This is a genomic window from Thermosynechococcus sp. FA-CM-4201 (genome assembly GCF_054689355.1).
On record NZ_CP079920.1, the window covers coordinates 1,528,482 to 1,548,407 of the forward strand.

Genomic DNA, 19,926 nt, shown 5'->3' on the forward strand with positions numbered 1-19,926 from the left:
TTTCCTTGCGCTAGGGTAGTAAGTACAGCAGCGAGGGTTGTGTCAATGACGGATCTGGAAGGTTGTGCCTTTTTGGCAGCCCAAGCAAAGGTGAAGTCCTATCTCGCCTACTGGTTTCAGTTGGGCAAGCGGCTTTGTATTTGGGGCGGAGCGCATACGGTGCTGCCGCAACCTGTCCTTCAGGGCGATCGCTACAGTCAAGCCTTTGAGGCCTGCTGGGCCTATGTGATCTCTGGTCAGGCAGGGGACTGCTTTCTCGAAGACACGACCGAGACAATTACGCAACTACTGAGCGACTGTTGGGAGATTACCCCCTGTGCCCGCTGCCAAATGCCTGTGCCTCTACCCTGTCACGGGCTGCCCCCTGTGCACTGTCCTTGTGCCAGTCTGCCCAATTGGCCGAATTTTGAGTTACCGCTGCCCCGCAGCCCCATTAATCCCCGCACTCACCTATTGTCGCTCAAAAAACGCCTCAGTCTTTAATGTGTGGGATTTCCCCCTACCCCCGATTGTTGCCCCTCAATGGCAGACGCCACACCCTGATCTCCCCCTAGATTCCCATGCCTTGCATCTTTGGTGGTTAACGCTTCCCCCTGATGTGCCCCGTGAGGTTATCCTGCGCGCCTATTTACGACGCTATCAGCCGAATCTTGGCGAGAAGCCTCTACCGCGTACCGCTGGGGGTAAGCCCTATTTGGATGCCTTGGAATTTAACTGGAGCCATAGTGGCAACTTAGCGGTGTTGGCCGTGAGTGGCCGGGCGGCTGTAGGGGTAGATGTAGAAATATTGCGCCCCTGTCCTCAGCGTTCAGCCATTAGTCGGCGGTTTTTTGGGGCGGCTCTGCAACAAAGGATATTAGAGGGGAGCGATCGCTCGTTTCTACAGGCTTGGACATACTATGAAGCATGGCTCAAGGCTCAGGGGATCGGGGTATGGCAGCGGACAGCAGCTCAGCCTTTAGAACATTGGGCAGCCAGTTTCCCCGTGGGCGATCGCGCCATTGGCAGTGTCGTTGTGCTAACGCCAACCCCGCCCCAGTGTGTCTTTTTTCAGCCAGAAGCGATGGAATAAATTGAGATTCACCAGATTTATCTCTGGAAACCCTGTTACTTTAGTACGGGGAAGAAAGACAGAGACGACTGCAGATGCTTGCAACTTTGCCAACAAAACCGTTCAGCCAACCGTAACGAATAAGATCACCATTCAAAACAAGGTTTATCAGGAACTTCGTTCTCGGTTTGGGTTAAGTGCTAATCAAGCGGTTCGGGTTTGTGCCAGAGTCGGAGCCAACCGCAAGACCGCCAAGCTGAAAGGTAAAGCCGTTCAAGAATTCAAGCCAACTTCAGCAGATTATGATGCTCGCATCTTTACCTTCAAGGAAAAAGATGGGGCGGTGAGCCTGACGCTGTTGGAGGGTCGAGAGACCATTCAGCTTGATATGGGTGATTATCAAAAGAACAGGTTGAGAGGGCGAAGGCCAACATCGGCTCAGTTATGCAAACATCGGGATGGCTTCTACTATATCCACATCCAAATAACCGAAGAGGTTCCTGAACCTTCTGAACCGAGCACCGTCATTGGCGTGGACTTGGGGCGACGAGAGATTGCTAAAACCAGTACAGGTGGAGGTTGGGATGGGAATCAGTTAAACGAACGTCGAGATAAATTTCATCGAGTGAGAGCATCGATTCAAAAACGAGCCTCGCAGGGCACAAGAAGTTCGCGGCGGTCTTGCCGAAAACTCTTGAAACGGCTGGCGGGTAAAGAACAACGCTTTCAACAGTGGCTCAACCATTCGATCAGTGCGGCGATTGTCCGTGAAGCCAAAGCACTCAATGCGGTGATCGCGATTGAGGACTTGACGGGAATTCGCGAGCGCCTGAATCAGCAACCCCGAAGCAAAACCGAACGCAGACGCTCCAATAGCTGGTCGTTCTATCAGTTGCGGCAGTTTATTGAGTACAAATGTCTGCGAGACGGCGTGAGGTGGGTGATGGTCAATCCAGCGTATACCAGCCAAACTTGCCATCGATGCCTGCATATTCATCCTGATCCTTGTCGGTCCTATCGAAATGGCAAACAGTTTGCTTGTGGTCATTGTGGCTGGGTTGGTGATGCTGATCTGAATGGTGCCTCTGTGATTGCCTTATTGGGCGAGTCCGTAATGCTCGCTGGAAGTTCAGGCTATTTGGCTTGCCCAATGGCCTAGGGCTACTGAAAGCCCCCGACTTTAGTCGGTGGGAAGTTTACACTTGATCAAACAGCGTAATCTTGGCCAGAAGTCCCGCCACCATTAAAAGAAGCACCACCAGTAATGCCCAAAGGCGATTGTCCGTTGCACTTTGGCGTTTACCCAACTCCACCAATTGTTCACGATTGGTCTGTACTTCTAATCGCACAGCCTCGATTTTGGCCTCCATTGTGTTAAATTTTTCGCCAATAGTCTTGAATTTTTCGTTAATGGTGGCTTCCATCATAAACTTCGCAAGGGGACTACCACTATAGCGTCGCTGAGTGGCACGGGGAATTGCGGTTCTGTCCTTGAGATTCAGACTATAATCGACAGCATGATTCTCACCTACGAGTACCGCATCCAACCTAACAACGACCAAGAAGCTGTGCTGCTACTCTGGCTAGAGCTGCTACGGCGACACTGGAACTACGGCTTGGGACAAAGATTCGATTGGTTGCATCGCACTCGCTGCTTCATTGATCGATGCTCTTTAATTTCTCAGCCGATAGGCGAGATTCCTGAATGTCCAACCTACTACTCTCAATCAGCGCAACTGAAACAGACCAAAGAATTATTTCCTGAGTACAAACAGATTTATCACGAGGTACAACAACAGACCTTACTCAGATTAGAGAAGGCATGGCAGCGTTGGTTATTTCCTGATGCCACTGGCAAACGGGCTGGCAGACCCAAGTTTAAGAAAGCAGGGGAACCCCGCTCATTCACGTTTCCAAGAGTCAACTGTCCAAAAGCCGGTGTGCACATCACGGGACAGACCATCAAGTTCAGCAAGATAGGTGAGATGCCCATCATTTTGCACCGTCCTTTGCCAGAGGGATTTACGCCCAAAACCTGTACTGTTGTCCAGAGAGCGCATGGCTGGTATGTGTGCATCACCCTAGAAAACAAGACCGTGTCCGCGCCTGCTCCAAAGGCTAAATTCGAGATCAAAAACGCCACTGGCATTGACTTGGGATTGAACAGTTTCTTGGTGACTGCTCAAGGAGAAGAAGTCTCTCCCCCGAAGTTTTATCAGCGGTCGGAGAGAGTATTAGCCAGAAGACAGAAGCAACTGAGCCGTAAGCAGAGGGGGTCTGCCAACTATTAGAAGTCACGTGCGAAGGTGTCCAGACTGCATTTGCACCTCAAGAGGCAAAGAAAAGACTTTCACTACAAGGAGGCCTATCAACTATGCCGAAGATACGACTTAATCGGAGTGGAAGACCTGAACATCCGAGGGCTGGCTAGAAGTAAGCTAGCGAAATCGATCTTGGATGCGGCCTTGGGTCAGTTCCTCACGATTCTGGCAGCAGTGGCAGTCAAATGCGGCGTCTGGATGGTGAAGGTCAACCCGCAAGGCACATCACAAGAGTGTGCAAACTGTGGCGCAACTGTTCCCAAGACTCTCGCTGATAGGGAGCATCGCTGTGCCTGTGGGCTGAGTACCACAAGAGACTGCAACTCGGCGAGAGTGATTCTGAAACGTGCCTTACACACCGTGGGACTCACGGTGTCTGCCTGTGGAGGCCTCGGGGTTACCCAGCCTGTGAAGCAGGAAATTCCGATAGCGATGTTGGAAGCTTTCACGATACCTTTAGGTTAGTGAAGGAGAATGTCACTGCTTGGAGCTTCTGATCGACGATGTTGAATTTCTGATCAATAGTGTTAAATTTTTCACGGATTTCTGCTTGCCCTACCTTCACTTCAAGGGTGAGTTCCGTCAGTTGTGACTGGATGGCTTTCACAGTTTCCAGAACTTCAGTCAGTTGGGACTCGGTGACAGGCTCGGTCATGACGGCTGCTCAGGGAGGAGTAATTTCATTTTAGGGGGGCAAGCAATTTCTGTTTTCAGATTTTTTATAAATTCTGTTAGGAAGGTTGGCGGTTAGGGGAGGTCATTGGCAGGAGCTAAGGGGCGAAGATAGGTCTGCACCAATGCCTGATAGAAGCCTAAGACGCGCTTATCTTTGAAGACAGCAGGGACACGGGCAAAGGCGGCACGGGAAATAATGGCATATTCAGGAATGGCAAATACACTTGTGTCATTGGCTTGATACTGTGGCCAAAAGTAGGGAGTGAGGTGGGGGAGTTTCTGGAGAATCCGTTCAATTTCTGCTTGGGCAACAGCCATTGCCTTGTCGGTTGTGGGAGCACCATTAAAGAAAATAGGCAAAGGAAGGGGCCCGCCTTCGCGGCGCAATGTGTGAATTTCATTAAAGAGAAATTGGTGAATCACCTGAGCGGCATTGTTGAGGGAGGAGAGATCGGTGTGGCGGGTGGGAATCAAAACGGCGTCACTGGCATACACAGCGCTCTTACTTAAAAAGAGCCAAGCACTGGGGCAGTCAATGAGGATGTAGTCGTAGCGATCGCGCAAAGGGGCGAGGAGTTCCCGCAGGCGGGTAATGGGTGGATGTTGGGTTTGCATCGCCTGAATGAGGATGCTTTGCAGTTGTGGCGCAGCGGGAATGACATCAAAAATATGGGCAGATTTGATACTGCTGCTGGTGCGGATGCGCAGGTCAAAGGGGCGAATTGTAGCCGTAATCGGCTCATCAGGGTTTTGCAGACAAGCCGCAAGGGTCGTACTGGTGGGGGTTAGCTCAAGGGCGCGGCTGAGATCCCCTTGGGGGTCACAATCAACCAGCAAGACAGCGGCATCAGCCACAGCAAGGGTGGCACCCAAGTTAATCGTGGTGGTGGTTTTGCCCACTCCCCCCTTGTGGTTGTAGAGACAGAGGGTGGTGGCACGGGGGCGCGATCCCAAGCAGGTTTTGAGGTCTTCGATAATGCTCTCAAGGCGATCGCCCGTCAGTTCATAGTTGGGCGTCACTGGATAGACCAAGTGGCCATGGCGTTGAAAAAGCTGTAGATGGCGAGCATTGGTGATCAACCCCCAAGCAGTTCCTTGGCAATGGCAACCCCTGAGAAGTTGGCGGAGTTGTTGCAGCGCGCGGCTATGATGGGCAGACCCATTCTCAAGGTTCAAGGCCACGGTTTGACTGGGGGTATTGCGGGAGCGACGGGCAGGGGGTTTAATCTCCACAATTAAATCGGGGTCAACTGGAGTTTGACAAAAAGGAGGCTGATGCTCGCGGGGAAACCGGGCGGCCACATCGGCAATGCCCATACCGGTGTCAAAAGAAGAGAGGCGATCGCGATCGCCAAAGCCCAACACGCTCAGGAGCGGTTGCACAAAGTGCTGCTCAATAACGGCTTCAGAGGTTTCGTCACCGTGAATTTGTTGCCATTGCGATCGCAAGCGGGAAATATCCAACGTTAAGCACCACCCAGCCGTCTTGAATCTTTCAGAATAGGTTGGCCACCCCCGAGCGTCAAGATCACGACGCTACCAAATCGCTGTGGATTGGGCTTTCCAACGGCCTTGATCATTGGCTATGATAGTAAATCTGCAAATCTTTCACATTCGTCCCCTTGGGTGTCCTCACCGGATGATGGACGGATGGTTGTTTAACCCATAGGAGTACAACTCAATGGCAGTTCTTAGCCTTGCCCAAATGCTGGAGGCAGGGGTTCACTTTGGCCACCAAGCCCGCCGCTGGAACCCCCGGATGGCACCCTACATCTTCACGGTTCGCAATGGGGTGCACATCATTGACCTCGTGCAAACCGCCCAACTCGTGGATGAAGCCTACAACTACATCCGCAACGCTGCTGAAAAAGGCAAACGCTTTTTGTTTATTGGTACCAAGCGTCAAGCCGCCGGCATTGTCGAACAGGAAGCGCTCCGCTGCGGTAGTTACTACGTCAACCAGCGCTGGCTGGGGGGGATGCTCACCAACTGGAATACCATCAAAACCCGTGTCGATCGCCTCAAAGAATTAGAAAGCATGGAGGAAAATGGCCTCATTGATCTGCGGCCAAAACAGGAGGCCTCAGCCCTGCGGCGAGAACTGGCACGCTTACAGAAATACCTTGGCGGGATTAAACAGATGCGGCGGCTGCCCGATGTCGCGATTATTGTTGATGTCAAGCGGGAATACAACGCCGTTGCCGAGTGCCACAAATTGGGAATTCCGATCGTGGCGCTGCTAGATACCAACTGTGACCCCAACCAAGTGGATATTCCCATTCCTGCTAACGATGATGCCATCCGTTCGATTAAGCTGATTGTGGGTAAACTAGCCGATGCCATTTACGAAGGCCGCCATGGTCAGTTGGACGAACCGGAAGCGGATCTCGCTGATGAGGACGACGATGGGATGACCGCCAGCGACGATGGTGATGCTGAAGCCCTAGATATTCCAGATGACTCTGACGCTTAATCCTTGAGGAACAGATCATGGCAGAGATTTCAGCCAAACTAGTCAAAGAACTGCGGGACAAAACCGGTGCCGGCATGATGGACTGCAAGAAAGCCTTGCAGGAATCCAACGGCGATATGGAAGCCGCCATTGCTTGGTTGCGGCAAAAGGGTCTAGCCTCTGCGGGTAAAAAGGCCGGGCGCGTCACCAGTGAAGGTCTGGTGGATAGCTACATTCACACCGGCGGGCGCATTGGCGTGCTGGTGGAGGTAAACTGTGAAACCGACTTTGTCGCTCGCAACGAGAAATTCAAAGCCCTTGTCCAAGACATTGCCAAGCAAATTGCCGCTTGCCCCAATGTGGAATTTGTCTCAGTGGATGATATTCCCGCTGAGTACAAGGAAAAAGAACGCCAAATTGCCCTTGGCTCCGATGCCCTGAAAGGGAAACCCCCCGAAGTCAAGGAGAAAATTGTTGCTGGCAAATTGGAGAAAACCCTCAAAGAGCTGTGCTTGCTCAACCAGCCCTTTATCCGCGATCAGTCTAAGACCGTTGAAGAGTTGGTGAAAGAGCACATTGCCGAACTGGGGGAAAATATCCAGATTCGCCGCTTCCAACGTTTTGTTCTCGGTGAGGGGATTGAGAAGCAAGAAACCAACCTTGCTGAAGAGGTGGCTGCCCAAACCCAAGCCATGAGTACTGCCGCAAAAGCTGCCGAAGCACCTGCAGAAGTGGCCGAAACCGCCCCACCTGAAGTGAGTGCCCCTGAGCCAGCAGCGGAAACGACAACTGAAGAGCCAGCCCCAGAACCTGTCGCAGTTTCTGAGCAGACGGCGGAACCCGTCGCTGAGCCTGCTGCCGAAAGTCCTGAACCCGTCGCTGAACCTGCGGCTGAAAGCAAGGGATTTGGTGCCGCTACCAAAAAATCCGGTGGCAAGTCTCGCACCACCAAGAAGAAAAAATAATGTCCCTAGGCGTAGCCATGGGCTTGGAGAAAGGCGAGGTCAATTTCGACTGCGGTTGAGGTGTCTTGGGGCTGGAGAAACTTGCGGGTATATTTGCCCAACAGATCCGCCTCTAGGTTCACGCCATCGCCAACCCTAAGAAATTGCAACGTGGTTTCTGCATAGGTATGGGGGATGACAGCAATGCTGAATTCATCCCCTTTTTCATTGCAATGGGCAACGGTGAGGCTAATGCCATTGATGGCAATACTGCCCTTGGGGATAATGTAGGTTGCCACTGCTTCAGGGGCAGAGAAGGTGAATTCCCAACTGCTGCCTGTGGGGGCGATCGCCAGTAGGGTGCCGACACCATCCACATGACCGGTCACAAAATGCCCCCCCACCTTATCCCCAACTCGTAGGGCAGGTTCTAGGTTCACCATTGCGCCTGCTGCTGCTTTGGCCGCCAATGTGGTGCGTTGCAACGTTTCCGGAGAGACACTGACCGTAAACCCCGTGGCATCAAAGGTTTCCACTGTCAGGCAGACACCCTCAACGGCAATACTATCGCCAATGGCTATGTCCCTAAGAAACGGGGCAGCGGTCGCAGTAATCGCCAACTGGGACTCGGAGCGTTGCTGGAGCACACCGATCGCCTGAATAATACCCGTAAACATTGTTCTTCTAGCCTTTGAGTAAATACCTTTGATAAAACTTCAATTCTGCCTCAAGGGCGGTGGCGATCGTACTGCTTTGGCGGAAGCCGTGCCCCTCTTCAGCAAAGGTGTAGTACTCGACGGGAATACCCTTGGCCTGAAGGGCAGCCACCATCTGCTCCGCTTGGCTAGGGGGAACGACCACATCCTTAAGTCCCTGAAAGAAAATCACTGGGCAGGTGAGGCGATCCGTATGGTAGAGGGGCGATCGCTGGCGGTAGAGGTCTGCCCCTTCAGGATAGGGCGCAATCAGTTGATCAAAATAATGGGCTTCAAAGGCATGGGTCTCCTTGAGCAGGCTAATGAGATCGCCAATGCCGTAGTAACTCGCCCCCCCATGGAAGGTTGTGGTAAAGGTCAGGGCACACAGGGTGGTATAGCCGCCGGCACTGCTGCCACGAATCGCCAAGCGATCGCCAGCCACTCGTCCTTGAGCCACCAGATACTCTGCCCCTGCTCTACAATCCGCCACATCCACCACCCCCCACTGTCCCCGCAGGGCATTGCGATAGGCGCGACCATAGCCAGTACTACCACGATAATTGACATCCAACACCGCAAAGCCGCGACTTGTCCAAAACTGGATGCGCAAATCGAGACCCGTGCCACTGGCTGCCGTTGGCCCCCCATGACATCTCACAATTAAGGGGGGGTGTGAGTCTGCCGAAGGCTGCACTTGGGGATTTTGGGGCGGGTAGAAAAAGCCGTAGGCAGTTGCGCTGTCACTTGTCGGAAATTCGATCACCTCGGGCTGCGAAATCCACGCCAGCGGTAGGGGAGAAGCAATGGGTTGCAGCGGTGTCGTGGTACGGTCATCCAGATTGAACTGCACAATATGGGGGGGCAACAGGGGCGAACTGCCAATCAAGGCAACGGCGCGATCGCTCACCCGAACAAGGGAGTGAATCTCCGTGTAGTCCGTCGGGACAGTTTGCCACTCACCTGTAGCTAGGGAAACCACTGCCAGCCGCCATAGCCCGCGATCGCTATAGGTTAAAACTGCCGTTTCAGCGTTCACAAGGGCATAGGTGGATTGACTAAAGACCCACAGGGGCACACCGGCATCATAACTGGCCTGCCAGACGGGGTCATGGTGGCCATCATGGTAACGATAGAGATTCCACCAGCCAGAGCGATCGCTGATGTAGTAGAGGATTTCTCCCTGCCATTGGGGTTGCTGCACCGATTCCTCACTGCTGCCAGCGATGCGGTAGGGGGTACCAAGGGAACCGTCACTATTGACCATGGCTCCCCACAGTTCACAGCCATCCCAAGGCATCTGCGGTGCTGACCATTGCAACCAGACAAGGGTATGGCCCTCTGGACTCAAGCGTGGCGCAGCATAGAAACCAGCCCCCGTGATTAGGGAAGTTCGCTCCCCCGATCGGGAAATGGCGACAAGGGACTGCTGAGATCTCCCCTCTGGAAAATGCGCCTCTTCAACACACAGCAGGCGATCGCGCCAAGGATCAACGCAGCCATCAGCAAAGCGCGTATTCGCCGCTTGGTAGATCAACTGAGGGCTGGGTTCCCCAAGGGCATAGATTCCCTGATCGGCGTCATTGACAAAGTAAATTTGATCACCGTGGCACCAGTAGGCACCGCCACCATACTCATTCACGCGCGATCGCGCACTCCAGGGGGCAGCCAACAGTTCTTGCCCTTGACGCACCAGCACGACTCGCCCCTTTTCTTGGGGACGCCGCTCTAACCACACCAGACCTAGGGGAGTGGCGCGCAATTCACTGATACTGGTGGCCGCAGCACTGACTTCGACGGCAGAGAGGATGGAAGGCCAGTGACCGTAGTCCAGACTCATTGGGGAATTTGCTCAAGCACCAACTTTTGCCGCTTCACTGGCTCCGGGATGCTAATCGGGTACTTGCCCGTAAAACAGGCGGAACAAAAGCGATCGCCCGTATCGTAGGTGGCGGCAATCATCCCCTGCCAACTCAGGTAACTCAGGGAATCCACACCAATCTGAGCAGCAATCTCAGCCACGGACTTGGTGGCGGCAATTAGTTGATCTTGGGTATCGGTGTCAATGCCATAGAAGCAGGGATGCGTGACAGGGGGCGAAGAAATGCGCATGTGAACTTCCACCGCCCCGGCATCCCGCAGCGCCTTAACAATTTTACGGCTCGTGGTGCCCCGCACAATCGAGTCATCCACAATCACCACCCGCTGTCCCATCAGCACATCCCGCAGCGGATTCAGCTTCATCCGAATTCCCGACTCCCGCATTGACTGGGTGGGCTGAATAAACGTGCGCCCCACATAGCGATTTTTAATCAAGCCTTCGGCATAGGGCACCCCCGTTGCTTGGGAAAAGCCAATGGCCGCTGGCACACCCGAATCGGGCACAGCAATCACCACATCAGCATCGGCGGGAGCTTCACGCCCCAACTGGTACCCTAGGCGCTGGCGGTAGCTATAGAGGCTCTCCCGCTGCATGACACTATCGGGGCGGGCAAAGTAAATCATCTCAAAGATACACAGCTTGCGTTGGGATTCTGCCCATTGCACACTGCCAATGCCTTCGGCAGTAATGTGGACGAGTTCCCCCGGCTCTACATCCCGCACATAGTCAGCACCAATGATATCGAGGGCGCAGGTCTCCGAAGCAAGGACATAGTGGGGCGTCCCTTCGATCGTCAGGCGGCCAATCACTAGGGGACGAATGCCGTGGGCATCCCGCAGCCCAAACAATCCCGCTGGGGTACCCATGACTAGACTAAAAGCCCCTTGGCACTGTTGCGCCGCCGTAATCATCCCCTCTGACCAGGATTGACCCGTGGCTACCGCTTGGGCGATCGCCCAGGCAATGAGTTCCGAATCCGTTGTGCTTGCCAAGACCGCCGTAGGGGCATCACAGGCTAGGACTTGTTCCCGTAGAGCGTAGGTATTCACCAAGTTGCCGTTGTGGGCTAAAGCCAAAGGCCCTAGGCGAGTTTCCACCACCACTGGTTGGGCGTTGACAATGCGACTGGAACCCGTGGTCGAGTAGCGGTTGTGGCCGACAGCCAAATTGCCTACCAGCCGTCCAAGAATCTCTTCATCAAAGACTTGGGAGACCAAGCCCATATCCTTGTAACAGTGGACGGTGTCACCGGCAAATGTGGCAATTCCAGCCGATTCCTGACCTCGATGTTGCAGGGCATAGAGACCAAAGTAGGCAAGGCGAGCCACATCCGCCCCGGGGGCATAGACCCCAAACACACCACAGGCTTCTTCCGGCTTATCAGCAAATTGTTGTTCTGTCATTTAGTCCAAATACTTCGGCAGGGGCGATCGCCACGCATGAGCTAACTCTTCCATCGTAACCCTGATGAGCGGAGAATTGTCACAGGTGTCAATACACAGTTCTGTATGTTCACCATTAACAACCCCTAGGCGTGTCCAAGCATCAGGTAATTGCGCCTGCACATAGGCTTCCCACATCGGCTGTGCCGTTGGCGGCACCGAAACCAGAATGCGCGCCCCCCCCTCAGCAAACAGCAGCACATCCCAGCGCGGATAGGTGCCCGCTGGCAATTGAATCGTTGCCCCCCGTTGGCCACTGAGACAGCTTTCCGCCAAGGCCACGGCCAAGCCCCCCTCACTGAGATCGTGGGCACTGGCAACCCACCCCTGCTGAATGCCATAGCGGCAGACCGCCTGCACGCGCTGCTCCAGGTCTAAATCAATCTGAGGCGGACGCCCCGCCACAAGGCCATGGATCTGGGCAAGGTATTCCGACCCACCGAGGCTCAGGCGCGGATCACTCAAGGGCGTGGTCAGAGGCAACCCCAATAGGTAAATGGCATCCCCGGGCGATCGCCAGCCCTGACCGACAACCCGCTGCACATCGGGAATCAACCCCACCATCCCCACCACAGGGGTCGGATAAATGGGCTGTGGCTGGCCATTGCTATCAATCGTTTCGTTGTAGAGGGAGACATTGCCCCCGGTGACCGGCGTTTGTAGGGCACGACAAGCCTCGGCCAGACCTCGGCAGGCATGGGCCAACTGCCAGTACCCCACGGGGGTTTCTGGACTGCCAAAGTTGAGGTTATCGGTAACAGCCAGAGGTTCTGCCCCAACACAACTCAGATTACGGGCGGCTTCGGCCACGGCTGCTTTGCCCCCTTCGTAGGGATCCAGATACACATAGCGGCTGGGGCAATCCACGGTTGCCGCAATCCCTTTTGGAGTCCCCCGCAGGCGAATTACCGCTGCATCGGCATCGCCGGGGAAAATTAGGGTGTTGTTTTGCACCTCGTGATCGTACTGCCGATAGACCCATGCCTTGGAAGCAATACTGGGGGTGGCAAGCAGAGTCAGCAAGATCTCCGCGGGCGATCGCGCCGGTAGCGCCAATTGATCCACCGACCATTGCCGCGCCTGTTGCACATAGGCGGGCGGCTCACTAGGACACTGTCGCTCATAGAGGGGGGTATCTTCAGCAAGGGCACGGGCAGGCACCTCTGCGGCCACCTCGCCCCGGTAAAGCACCCGCACGACGGGTTCAGCAATGACGCGACCCACAACCACCGCCTGCAAGCCCCAACGGTGGAAAATCTCAATTAGTTCTGCTTCCCGCCCTTGCGCCGCCACAAACAGCATCCGTTCTTGGGATTCTGAGAGTAGAAACTCGTAGGGCACCATCCCCTGTTCGCGTACGGGCACTTTATCTAAATCCAGTTCAATGCCGACACCGCCTTTGGCAGCCATTTCCGAGGTCGAGCAGGTCAAGCCCGCTGCCCCCATGTCTTGGGCGGCCACCACTGCCCCCGTTTGAAAGGCTTCCAGACAGGCTTCAATGAGGCATTTTTCCATGAAGGGATCCCCCACTTGGACGGCGGGGCGATCGCTCATTGATTCATCGGTGAGTTCAGCACTGGCAAAACTCGCCCCCCCCATGCCATCACGACCCGTTGTGGATCCCACATACAGCACCGGATTGCCAATGCCACTCGCTCCCGACTTGACAATTTCTGGGGTTTCCATGAGGCCCAAGGCCATGGCATTCACCAAGGGGTTACCGGCATAGCAAGGGTCAAAATAGACCTCACCCCCCACCGTAGGCACACCGACACAGTTGCCATAGTGGGCAATACCCGCCACAACGCCTTTCACCAATTGTTGGGTTTTGGCTTCCTTGAGATCGCCAAAGCGCAGGGCGTTCAGCAGGGCAATGGGACGTGCCCCCATCGTGAAAATATCCCGCAAAATTCCCCCCACGCCAGTGGCTGCCCCCTGAAAGGGTTCAATGGCCGAGGGATGGTTGTGGGACTCAATCTTAAAGGCAAGGCGCAAGCCATCCCCTAAGTCCACCACGCCGGCATTCTCACCGGGACCGACGAGCACCCGTGGCCCTTGGGTGGGAAACTGCTTGAGCAGGGGACGGGAGTTTTTGTAGCAGCAATGCTCTGACCACATCACCCCAAACATGCCCAATTCCGCGCGGTTGGGATGGCGACCAAGGCGGCGGACAATTTCGCTGTATTCTTGGGGCTTGAGACCTTCAGCAGCAATCTCAGCCGCAGTGACGAGGGGCGTTTGGCTCATAGGATTATTTCAGCTACGTTATTGATTATCGAGCCTAGCGGGAATTGGGGTACCAAAACATCCCCTTAATCCCCTCGGGATCGGGACGAAAACCCAACTGACGGTAAAAGTCGACAACATGGGGATCGGCAAAGAGGGTAATGTTGCTGATGTCCTCGCTGCGCAGTTCTTTGATAATTTGCCGCATTAATTCTTTGCCCAGACCCCGCCCCTGAAATTCGGGGTGCACCACCACATCCCAAATCGTGGCATTAAAGGCATGATCAGAGGTGGCACGGGAGAAGCCAATCAGACGGCGATAGGCACCCCGCTGCTCCCACATCGAGATCACCAAAAAGCTATGCTGAATTGCTTTTTTCACCTTGCGAATGGGACGGCGCGACCAGCCGACCGCATCACAAAGTTCTTCGAGTTCATAGACATCAATATCTTTTTCTTTGCTGAAAATAATTTGGCTTTCGCTGCCATTGTCCCGCTCTACCTGAGAACCTAAACTAGGGGACGTCGTGGTGGCGCTGGCAGTCGGTTGCGAATTGAACAGCGATTTCCAGAAGCTCATGCAAGTATGCTGGAGATGGGGAAACGACCAAGTGTAACCCGGCCTAGGCTATAGTATAGCGACTCTCACCCATGGTTTCCGATTTTCAACTGCGCAACCTTGATGTCCTGAAGCGATTCAACCGCTCCTTTCCGGACTTTTATGAGCAATTTGTTGGTCGGGATGTCCAACTGCAAAACCTCAAGTTGGGCTTTCAAATTCATCGTACGAATCAGGCGGTGATTCAGATTGTCCCCGAGGGCGATCGCTCCGTTCTCCACTTTGCCCACCGCAATCACTCCTATCTGCTCAGTGATCTTTTTGGGGTGATGGCCGCCTACAAGCTGACGATTCACAATGTCTCGCTCTATGGCCATGTGCGACCGCCGATGCTGGTGTTTGTCAAACTGGTGCTCTCAGAGCAGGGCAAACCCCTGACCAAAAAACGCAGTGAAAGCGTGCGCCGCGCCCTCCAACAGACCCTGAGTGGGGAGTTTGCTGTTGAGGAGATGCTGGCAATGGAGTTTAACCTCAACGAAGGCCTGCCGCAAATTACCACCAGCTTTTACCAAGATCAGGTCTTTCATCTGCCGGCACTCTTGGTGGAGTCGGCGAATCATCCCGCGCTGCTTTACAAGGTGATGCATGCCATTTGGCAAGAGGAATTGCTGGTGGTGAATATCAACTTTATGCTCTGGCAGGGGCGGGTGCGGCTATTGCTCTATCTCCTAGGCCCCAATGGCAGTGTCATTCCCGACTATTTAGGCTCACGAATTGCTGCCAAAATCAAAGATCATTTAACAGGACATACAGCCCTTTTCTGAAATAGGAGATACCGTCGTGGCTTGCATCCTTTTACGTCTGTTCCAGCCTCGTGAAAAGGTTTGTAGTTGGGGTACCATAGGGGATGTTTGTCCCCTCGATGACAAGTCCAATGACAGTTGAACAACATCTCCACCTGTGGCGACCGGTGAACCTCAGCGATCGCATTCTGGCGGCCATTGATGTCGGGACAAACTCAATTCACATGGTTGTGGTGCAAATTCAGCCCAGCTTACCCAGCTTCAAAATCATTGCTGCTGAAAAGGATATGGTGCGGCTGGGGGAACGCTGCCAAATTACTGGGCAACTGACGGAAGAGGCCATGAATCGGGCGATCGCCACCCTGCGCCGCTGTCGCGAATTGGCCACAGGTCTCAAGGCGGAAGAAATTATTGGCGTGGCCACCAGTGCTGTGCGCGAAGCCCCCAATGGTCGCGAGTTTTTAGAGCGGGTCAAGGCAGAAACCGGCCTGACCATTGATCTCATTTCCGGCGAAGAGGAAGCGCGGCGCATCTACTTGGGGGTGCTCTCGGGACTAGAATTCAACGGCAAGCCCCACATCATCATTGACATTGGCGGTGGCTCCACAGAGTTAATCTTGGGGGATGGCCATGAACCCCGCTACCTCAGCAGTACCAAGGTGGGGGCAGTACGCCTGACGGATTTATTTGTCAAAAGCGATCCCATTAGCGATCAAGATTACGCAGCCCTACGCGCCTATGTACGGGGAATGTTGGATCGTGCCGTTGAAGATCTGCGGCAGCAGCTCGGCCCCCATGAAAAACCGCAATTTGTGGGTACCTCAGGCACGATTGAAAGCCTGATGATGATTCACACCTGCGATCGCCTTGGTGCTTGCCCCCCCTCCCTACGCGGCTATGAACTGACGCTAGAGGACTTAAAGGCACTGGTGGCCAAATTGCGGCGACTGAACTTTAGCCAGCGCTGTCAACTCTTGGGGATGTCGGAGCGGCGCGCCGAAATTATTGTTGCGGGGGCAGTAATTCTCGCCGAGGCCATGGAGATGCTTGGCCAACCCAGCCTGATCACCTGCGATCGCGCCCTGCGGGAAGGCATCATTGTGGACTGGATGCTCACCCACGGCCTGATTGAAGACCGCCTTCGCTATCAAAGCTCCGTCCGCCAGCGCAGTACCTACAGTTTGGCGCAAAAGTTCCACGTCAATCTTGCCAGCAGTGAACGGGTGGCTAATTTTGCCCTAACGCTATTTGATCGCACCCAAGGGGTTCTCCACAACTGGACAGAAGCGGAACGGGAACTCCTCTGGGCAGCGGCAATCCTGCACAATGCTGGCCACTACGTCAGCCATTCCGCCCACCATAAACATTCCTACTACCTTGTGCGCCACGGCGGCTTACTGGGCTACACCGATACGGAAATTGAAATCATTGCCAACCTCTGTCGCTATCACCGCAAAAGCCCCCCCAAGAAAAAGCATGAGAACTTCCGTCAATTGGTGGGACGGCGCGAACGGCAAATTGTCGAGCAACTGAGTGCCATTCTACGGTTGGCTTCGGCCTTGGATCGGCGGCAAATCGGGGCGGTGGATCATATTACCTGTGAGTGGCGTGCCCCGCAGCGGGAGTTTTGTGTGCAGGTGCACCCGGCAGATCCGAGCGATCGCTGTGAGTTGGAAATTTGGAGTGTCAACTACAAAAAAGAACCCTTTGAAACTCAATTTGGCGTCAGTTTGAAGGTGGAATTGGTGCCCGCCAGTAGTACGGTTCTAGCCACAGCAGTCAACTACTAATTCAACAGCCTTAAACTTTTTCCACTGGGGGCTGCCCCAACAGTCCTTGGGGGCGCACAAGCAGCACCAGAAAGAGAATCGCAAAGGCCGCAGCATCCCGAAACCCCGAAGCAGCCGCCGGCACCATTGCCTCCACCAGTCCCAGCAAAAAGCCCGCCAACATCGTCCCCGGTAAGCTCCCTAGCCCCCCCAGAACAATCACCGCTAACCCCTTGAGGCCAAAGATCACGCCAAACTGTGGCCCTGTAATCCCGACACTCAAGGCAACGAGGGTGCCAGCAACAGCCGCTAGGGCACTGCTGACAAAAAACGTCACTTGAATAATGCGATCGCTATCAATGCCCAGTAATGTCGCAGCAGTCGGATTTTCGGCCACGGCTTGTAATCCTTTGCCCATGCGCGTCCCTTTGACCCAATAGGTCAGGGCAATCATCAAGACCACGGCCACGGCAAAGATGACAAACTGACTGGTGCGCAGGGCAATGTCCCCCAGTCGCAGGGTAAGGGGCAATCCCCCCCAGAGTTGATCGGGATAGGTATAGACTTCGGCACCCACCAAATACTGGATCAGGTTGGTGAGGAGAACAGCCGCCCCAAGGCTTGCCACCACGGTCAAGAGGGTATCGGCGCGCTGTTGCCGCAAGGGTCGAAAGACCAGCCAATCAATGCCAACCCCCAACAGACCACAGCCAAGGGCACTGAGAACTAAGGCCAGCGCAAAGGGTAAGGCAACGGGAAGCTGTCCATTGGCCAACAGACCATTAAAGCCAAAGCGGCCTCCCAAGAGGGCATAGGTGAGATAAGCGCCAATGGCAAAAACAGCACCGTGAGCAAAGTTGATAATGCCCAAAATCGAGAAGACAAGGGTATAGCCGAGGGCAAAGATGGCATAAACACTCCCTGTGGCCAATCCATCCACAAGGATTTGCAGGGCGTTCGTTGCCACTTAAGCGCCTTCCACAAGGGCACGATAATCCGCTGCTGAGAGGAGTCCCGTAGGGGGGGTACTGACTTGCACCTTCACCAACCACCCCTCTCCGTAGGGATCGGCAGCAATTTGCTCGGGGTTGTCAATGACCGCCTGATTGACCTCAATCACGGTTCCTGCGAGGGGCGCATAGAGATCCTCAACGGCCTTGACCGACTCAATGGTTCCAAAGCGTTCGCCGGGTTCTAGGGCATCGCCAACGGCAGGCAACTCAACAAAGACAATATCCCCCAGTTGATCGACGGCAAAGGCACTAATGCCGAGGGTGGCCGTATCGCCCTCAAGGCGCAGGTACTCATGGCTGTCGAGATATTGCAGATCGTCAGGGTAGGTGAGCGTCATAGCAGATTCCAATCCATCAGGGGCGATCGCTGGCACGGGCAAGGCGCACCGCCGTTACAAAGGCAACTAAACCCAAGGGTACACTGAGGAGCAAAATCACAGTGGTTGGAATGGTTCCCAACTGGGCTTCTCCCGAACTGAGTTCAAAGACACAACCCACCGTGGCGATCGCTGCTACGCAGGCACCCAACAGGTATAGGTAACTCTTGGCCACAGACAATGATCCTCAGGGTTAGGCAGCAATAGGACGCACGGCACTGGCAGTAAACCCATGCTCTTTGAGTTCGTGGCGCAGTAGCGCTTGGTTTTCGACGCGATCGACAAACATCACCCCCGTCAGGTGATCAATTTCATGCTGGATCGCGCGGGCAAGCAACCCACCCGCCATGATGACTTGAGGACGCCCCCACTCATCTTTGTAGGCCACCTCCACCATGGCCGGACGACGCACCTCTAGGTACACCCCCGGAATACTCAGGCAGCCCTCTTGGCAGACTTCAAGGTCTTCACTGAAGTCCTTAATGACCGGGTTAATCATCACCAACGGTTCTGCCGCGGGGTCATCGGGATGAATGTCAATGACAAGAATTTGCTTATTGATGCCCACCTGTGGTGCCGCCAAGCCAATGCCATCGGCACTATACATGGTTTGCAGCATTTTCCGCACAATATCGCGGATACTGTCATCCACTTTGCTGACCCGTTTGGCGGGTTGACGCAGCACGCGATCGCCCAAATAGTGCAATTGCAGAGGGGGATTTTTTAACTTTTTCTTTTCAACAGCCAGAGAGGTAGCCATAGGACACGCCGAGTTAACACAAAATAACAAAAGTTAATCACTTCCTAGCCTAACCAATTTTCAAGGCTTTCGGCTACTTTTCCGTCGAGGCACTGCTGACACTAGGCAAGAGGCGTTGTTGCTCCTCAAGGGCAGCTTTGTAGCGTTCCACATCCTCTTCAAGGTGGGCAATTTGCTCATCGCGGGCTTCCATTTCCACCCGAATCGTAAAGATGCGCTGCACCTGTACCCAGACATTAAAGACCCAAGCAAAGACGGCACCAATGCCCATGGCCACAATCAGTTCAATGCACAAGGGGGCTTGAATCACTTTCCCTTCAAAGAACTTAATACTAACGGGTTCGGTATTTTGAATACTAAAGAGAACTAAGCCCAAGCCAATGACAAATATCATCAAGAAGTTCAGTTGTCGCATAGGGCATCCTGTAACAAATCTAATCATAGACAGGGATTGTCGCATCGGGCCTCTTGCCAGCGACCAACAATCTTGGGCTAATCATACCACTGTGGCTAGTCCTCAATCACTGAGTGACTGACTTCTACTGCTTGGACATCAATGGTGCCGGGGGGAACCAAGCGTTGAAACTGGCGATCGCGCACCATCAAGACTTCGCCACAGGCGGGGCATTGGGTTTGGGTATTATTCAAACTGCTAAATTCAAAGCCACACACTGGACAAGCCGCCGTCACCAGCTTCCAGCGAAACCAAAGTTGCAACCCCGCAAAAAGGAGCACAGGGGTCAACATCAAGATGAGAAACAGCACCAGAAAGGATTGCACTAACCAGCCTAGCCCCAGTAGCCCCAGTAACCAAGTCACCAGCAACACACTGAACCAAAAACGTAGGGTGGGGTTTAGGGTAAATCTTAGGGACATTGGCCTCCCTCCAAGGGCATTGCCGCTATTCTAGCGTAGTCGCGGGTGTATCCTAAAAAGCAAGCGCACCATCAAGCTATG

Annotated in this window: 21 protein-coding genes and 1 pseudogene; 8 read left to right on the forward strand and 14 right to left on the reverse strand. The window is 54.2% G+C overall.

All coding sequences use genetic code 11. The features are described from left to right. Positions 1 to 45: 45 nt before the first annotated feature. Genes KV190_RS07465 through KV190_RS07475 form a run of 3 tightly spaced genes read left to right on the forward strand, consistent with a single transcriptional unit; the run spans position 46 to position 2,210 of the window. Positions 46 to 483 (forward strand): hypothetical protein, encoded by a 438-nt coding sequence (locus KV190_RS07465; RefSeq protein WP_460192630.1) that lies wholly within the window; start codon positions 46 to 48, stop codon positions 481 to 483. A 1-nt stretch (position 484) separates the two neighbouring features. Next, positions 485 to 1,072 (forward strand): 4'-phosphopantetheinyl transferase family protein, encoded by a 588-nt coding sequence (locus KV190_RS07470; protein ID WP_460192631.1) that lies wholly within the window; start codon positions 485 to 487, stop codon positions 1,070 to 1,072. Between the two features lies 1 nt (position 1,073). After that, positions 1,074 to 2,210: an RNA-guided endonuclease TnpB family protein gene (locus KV190_RS07475; RefSeq protein ID WP_460192632.1), complete on the forward strand. Its 1,137-nt coding sequence runs from the start codon at positions 1,074 to 1,076 to the stop codon at positions 2,208 to 2,210. A 37-nt stretch (positions 2,211 to 2,247) separates the two neighbouring features. Here the strand turns inward: KV190_RS07475 and KV190_RS07480 are convergent, their stop codons facing one another. Continuing rightward, complete coding sequence (locus tag KV190_RS07480; RefSeq protein WP_460192633.1) at positions 2,248 to 2,478, reverse strand: hypothetical protein; 231 nt, start codon at positions 2,476 to 2,478, stop codon at positions 2,248 to 2,250. Positions 2,479 to 2,568: 90 nt separating this feature from the next. Here KV190_RS07480 and KV190_RS07485 point away from each other — a divergent pair. Next, a pseudogene (locus KV190_RS07485) lies at positions 2,569 to 3,837 on the forward strand (RNA-guided endonuclease InsQ/TnpB family protein). On the opposite strand, the gene KV190_RS07490 reads toward KV190_RS07485, so the two are convergent. Further along, positions 3,818 to 4,027 (reverse strand): hypothetical protein, encoded by a 210-nt coding sequence (locus tag KV190_RS07490; RefSeq protein WP_460192634.1) that lies wholly within the window; start codon positions 4,025 to 4,027, stop codon positions 3,818 to 3,820. The pseudogene KV190_RS07485 and the gene KV190_RS07490 sit on opposite strands and share 20 nt — an antisense overlap. Before the next feature lie 92 nt (positions 4,028 to 4,119). Next, entirely contained in the window at positions 4,120 to 5,511 is a 1,392-nt protein-coding gene (locus KV190_RS07495) for a ParA family protein (RefSeq protein WP_460192635.1), read from the reverse strand. 217 nt (positions 5,512 to 5,728) lie between these two features. Here KV190_RS07495 and rpsB point away from each other — a divergent pair, with 217 nt between their 5' ends. After that, on the forward strand, positions 5,729 to 6,520 hold the full coding sequence (gene rpsB, locus KV190_RS07500) for a 30S ribosomal protein S2 (protein WP_181496218.1): 792 nt from the start codon (positions 5,729 to 5,731) through the stop codon (positions 6,518 to 6,520). Positions 6,521 to 6,537: 17 nt separating this feature from the next. Next, the gene (gene tsf, locus KV190_RS07505; protein WP_460192636.1) at positions 6,538 to 7,464 is read left to right on the forward strand and encodes a translation elongation factor Ts; all 927 of its coding nucleotides are present in this window, start codon (positions 6,538 to 6,540) and stop codon (positions 7,462 to 7,464) included. Positions 7,465 to 7,469: 5 nt separating this feature from the next. On the opposite strand, the gene KV190_RS07510 is transcribed toward tsf, so the two are convergent. The 5 genes from KV190_RS07510 to KV190_RS07530 are packed head-to-tail and all read right to left on the reverse strand — an operon-like array spanning position 7,470 to position 14,268. Further along, the gene (locus KV190_RS07510) at positions 7,470 to 8,120 is read right to left on the reverse strand and encodes a riboflavin synthase (RefSeq protein ID WP_460192637.1); all 651 of its coding nucleotides are present in this window, start codon (positions 8,118 to 8,120) and stop codon (positions 7,470 to 7,472) included. 7 nt (positions 8,121 to 8,127) lie between these two features. Further along, positions 8,128 to 9,978 (reverse strand): S9 family peptidase, encoded by a 1,851-nt coding sequence (locus KV190_RS07515; RefSeq protein WP_460192638.1) that lies wholly within the window; start codon positions 9,976 to 9,978, stop codon positions 8,128 to 8,130. Next, complete coding sequence (purF, locus tag KV190_RS07520; RefSeq protein ID WP_460192639.1) at positions 9,975 to 11,423, reverse strand: amidophosphoribosyltransferase; 1,449 nt, start codon at positions 11,421 to 11,423, stop codon at positions 9,975 to 9,977. Before purF ends, KV190_RS07515 begins: the two co-directional genes overlap by 4 nt. After that, positions 11,424 to 13,709 (reverse strand): phosphoribosylformylglycinamidine synthase subunit PurL, encoded by a 2,286-nt coding sequence (gene purL, locus KV190_RS07525; RefSeq protein ID WP_460192640.1) that lies wholly within the window; start codon positions 13,707 to 13,709, stop codon positions 11,424 to 11,426. A gap of 34 nt (positions 13,710 to 13,743) precedes the next feature. Further along, entirely contained in the window at positions 13,744 to 14,268 is a 525-nt protein-coding gene (locus KV190_RS07530) for a GNAT family N-acetyltransferase (RefSeq protein ID WP_297048696.1), read from the reverse strand. 71 nt (positions 14,269 to 14,339) lie between these two features. Between KV190_RS07530 and KV190_RS07535 the strand changes: the two genes are divergently transcribed. After that, positions 14,340 to 15,071 (forward strand): hypothetical protein, encoded by a 732-nt coding sequence (locus tag KV190_RS07535; protein ID WP_460192641.1) that lies wholly within the window; start codon positions 14,340 to 14,342, stop codon positions 15,069 to 15,071. A gap of 110 nt (positions 15,072 to 15,181) precedes the next feature. Continuing rightward, complete coding sequence (locus tag KV190_RS07540) at positions 15,182 to 16,840, forward strand: Ppx/GppA phosphatase family protein (RefSeq protein WP_460192642.1); 1,659 nt, start codon at positions 15,182 to 15,184, stop codon at positions 16,838 to 16,840. A gap of 10 nt (positions 16,841 to 16,850) precedes the next feature. Here KV190_RS07540 and KV190_RS07545 read toward each other — a convergent pair whose 3' ends face one another. From KV190_RS07545 to KV190_RS07570, 6 genes are all read right to left on the reverse strand, one after another. Further along, complete coding sequence (locus tag KV190_RS07545; protein ID WP_460192643.1) at positions 16,851 to 17,786, reverse strand: branched-chain amino acid ABC transporter permease; 936 nt, start codon at positions 17,784 to 17,786, stop codon at positions 16,851 to 16,853. Continuing rightward, the gene (gene gcvH / locus KV190_RS07550; protein WP_460192645.1) at positions 17,787 to 18,170 is read right to left on the reverse strand and encodes a glycine cleavage system protein GcvH; all 384 of its coding nucleotides are present in this window, start codon (positions 18,168 to 18,170) and stop codon (positions 17,787 to 17,789) included. A 16-nt stretch (positions 18,171 to 18,186) separates the two neighbouring features. Continuing rightward, positions 18,187 to 18,384, reverse strand: a complete 198-nt coding sequence (locus tag KV190_RS07555; protein ID WP_460192646.1) for a hypothetical protein — start codon at positions 18,382 to 18,384, stop codon at positions 18,187 to 18,189. An 18-nt stretch (positions 18,385 to 18,402) separates the two neighbouring features. After that, positions 18,403 to 18,969: a peptide deformylase gene (gene def / locus KV190_RS07560; RefSeq protein WP_302677747.1), complete on the reverse strand. Its 567-nt coding sequence runs from the start codon at positions 18,967 to 18,969 to the stop codon at positions 18,403 to 18,405. Between the two features lie 73 nt (positions 18,970 to 19,042). Then, the gene (locus KV190_RS07565) at positions 19,043 to 19,384 is read right to left on the reverse strand and encodes a LapA family protein (protein WP_149818967.1); all 342 of its coding nucleotides are present in this window, start codon (positions 19,382 to 19,384) and stop codon (positions 19,043 to 19,045) included. Positions 19,385 to 19,479: 95 nt separating this feature from the next. Beyond that, the gene (locus KV190_RS07570) at positions 19,480 to 19,845 is read right to left on the reverse strand and encodes a hypothetical protein (RefSeq protein WP_460192647.1); all 366 of its coding nucleotides are present in this window, start codon (positions 19,843 to 19,845) and stop codon (positions 19,480 to 19,482) included. Positions 19,846 to 19,926 lie beyond the last annotated feature (81 nt).

What these genes read in the sequence shown, in the direction of transcription:
- KV190_RS07530 (WP_297048696.1), bottom strand. Translation starts at nt 14,268, where the DNA reads ATGAGCTTCTGGAAATCGCTGTTCAATTCGCAACCGACTGCCAGCGCC.
- purL (WP_460192640.1), bottom strand. Translation starts at nt 13,709, where the DNA reads ATGAGCCAAACGCCCCTCGTCACTGCGGCTGAGATTGCTGCTGAAGGT.
- tsf (WP_460192636.1), top strand. Translation starts at nt 6,538, where the DNA reads ATGGCAGAGATTTCAGCCAAACTAGTCAAAGAACTGCGGGACAAAACC.
- KV190_RS07535 (WP_460192641.1), top strand. Translation starts at nt 14,340, where the DNA reads ATGGTTTCCGATTTTCAACTGCGCAACCTTGATGTCCTGAAGCGATTC.
- KV190_RS07515 (WP_460192638.1), bottom strand. Translation starts at nt 9,978, where the DNA reads ATGAGTCTGGACTACGGTCACTGGCCTTCCATCCTCTCTGCCGTCGAA.
- KV190_RS07490 (WP_460192634.1), bottom strand. Translation starts at nt 4,027, where the DNA reads ATGACCGAGCCTGTCACCGAGTCCCAACTGACTGAAGTTCTGGAAACT.
- KV190_RS07480 (WP_460192633.1), bottom strand. Translation starts at nt 2,478, where the DNA reads ATGATGGAAGCCACCATTAACGAAAAATTCAAGACTATTGGCGAAAAA.
- def (WP_302677747.1), bottom strand. Translation starts at nt 18,969, where the DNA reads ATGGCTACCTCTCTGGCTGTTGAAAAGAAAAAGTTAAAAAATCCCCCT.
- KV190_RS07510 (WP_460192637.1), bottom strand. Translation starts at nt 8,120, where the DNA reads ATGTTTACGGGTATTATTCAGGCGATCGGTGTGCTCCAGCAACGCTCC.
- purF (WP_460192639.1), bottom strand. Translation starts at nt 11,423, where the DNA reads ATGACAGAACAACAATTTGCTGATAAGCCGGAAGAAGCCTGTGGTGTG.
- KV190_RS07570 (WP_460192647.1), bottom strand. Translation starts at nt 19,845, where the DNA reads ATGTCCCTAAGATTTACCCTAAACCCCACCCTACGTTTTTGGTTCAGT.
- KV190_RS07540 (WP_460192642.1), top strand. Translation starts at nt 15,182, where the DNA reads ATGACAGTTGAACAACATCTCCACCTGTGGCGACCGGTGAACCTCAGC.
- rpsB (WP_181496218.1), top strand. Translation starts at nt 5,729, where the DNA reads ATGGCAGTTCTTAGCCTTGCCCAAATGCTGGAGGCAGGGGTTCACTTT.
- KV190_RS07465 (WP_460192630.1), top strand. Translation starts at nt 46, where the DNA reads ATGACGGATCTGGAAGGTTGTGCCTTTTTGGCAGCCCAAGCAAAGGTG.
- gcvH (WP_460192645.1), bottom strand. Translation starts at nt 18,170, where the DNA reads ATGACGCTCACCTACCCTGACGATCTGCAATATCTCGACAGCCATGAG.
- KV190_RS07565 (WP_149818967.1), bottom strand. Translation starts at nt 19,384, where the DNA reads ATGCGACAACTGAACTTCTTGATGATATTTGTCATTGGCTTGGGCTTA.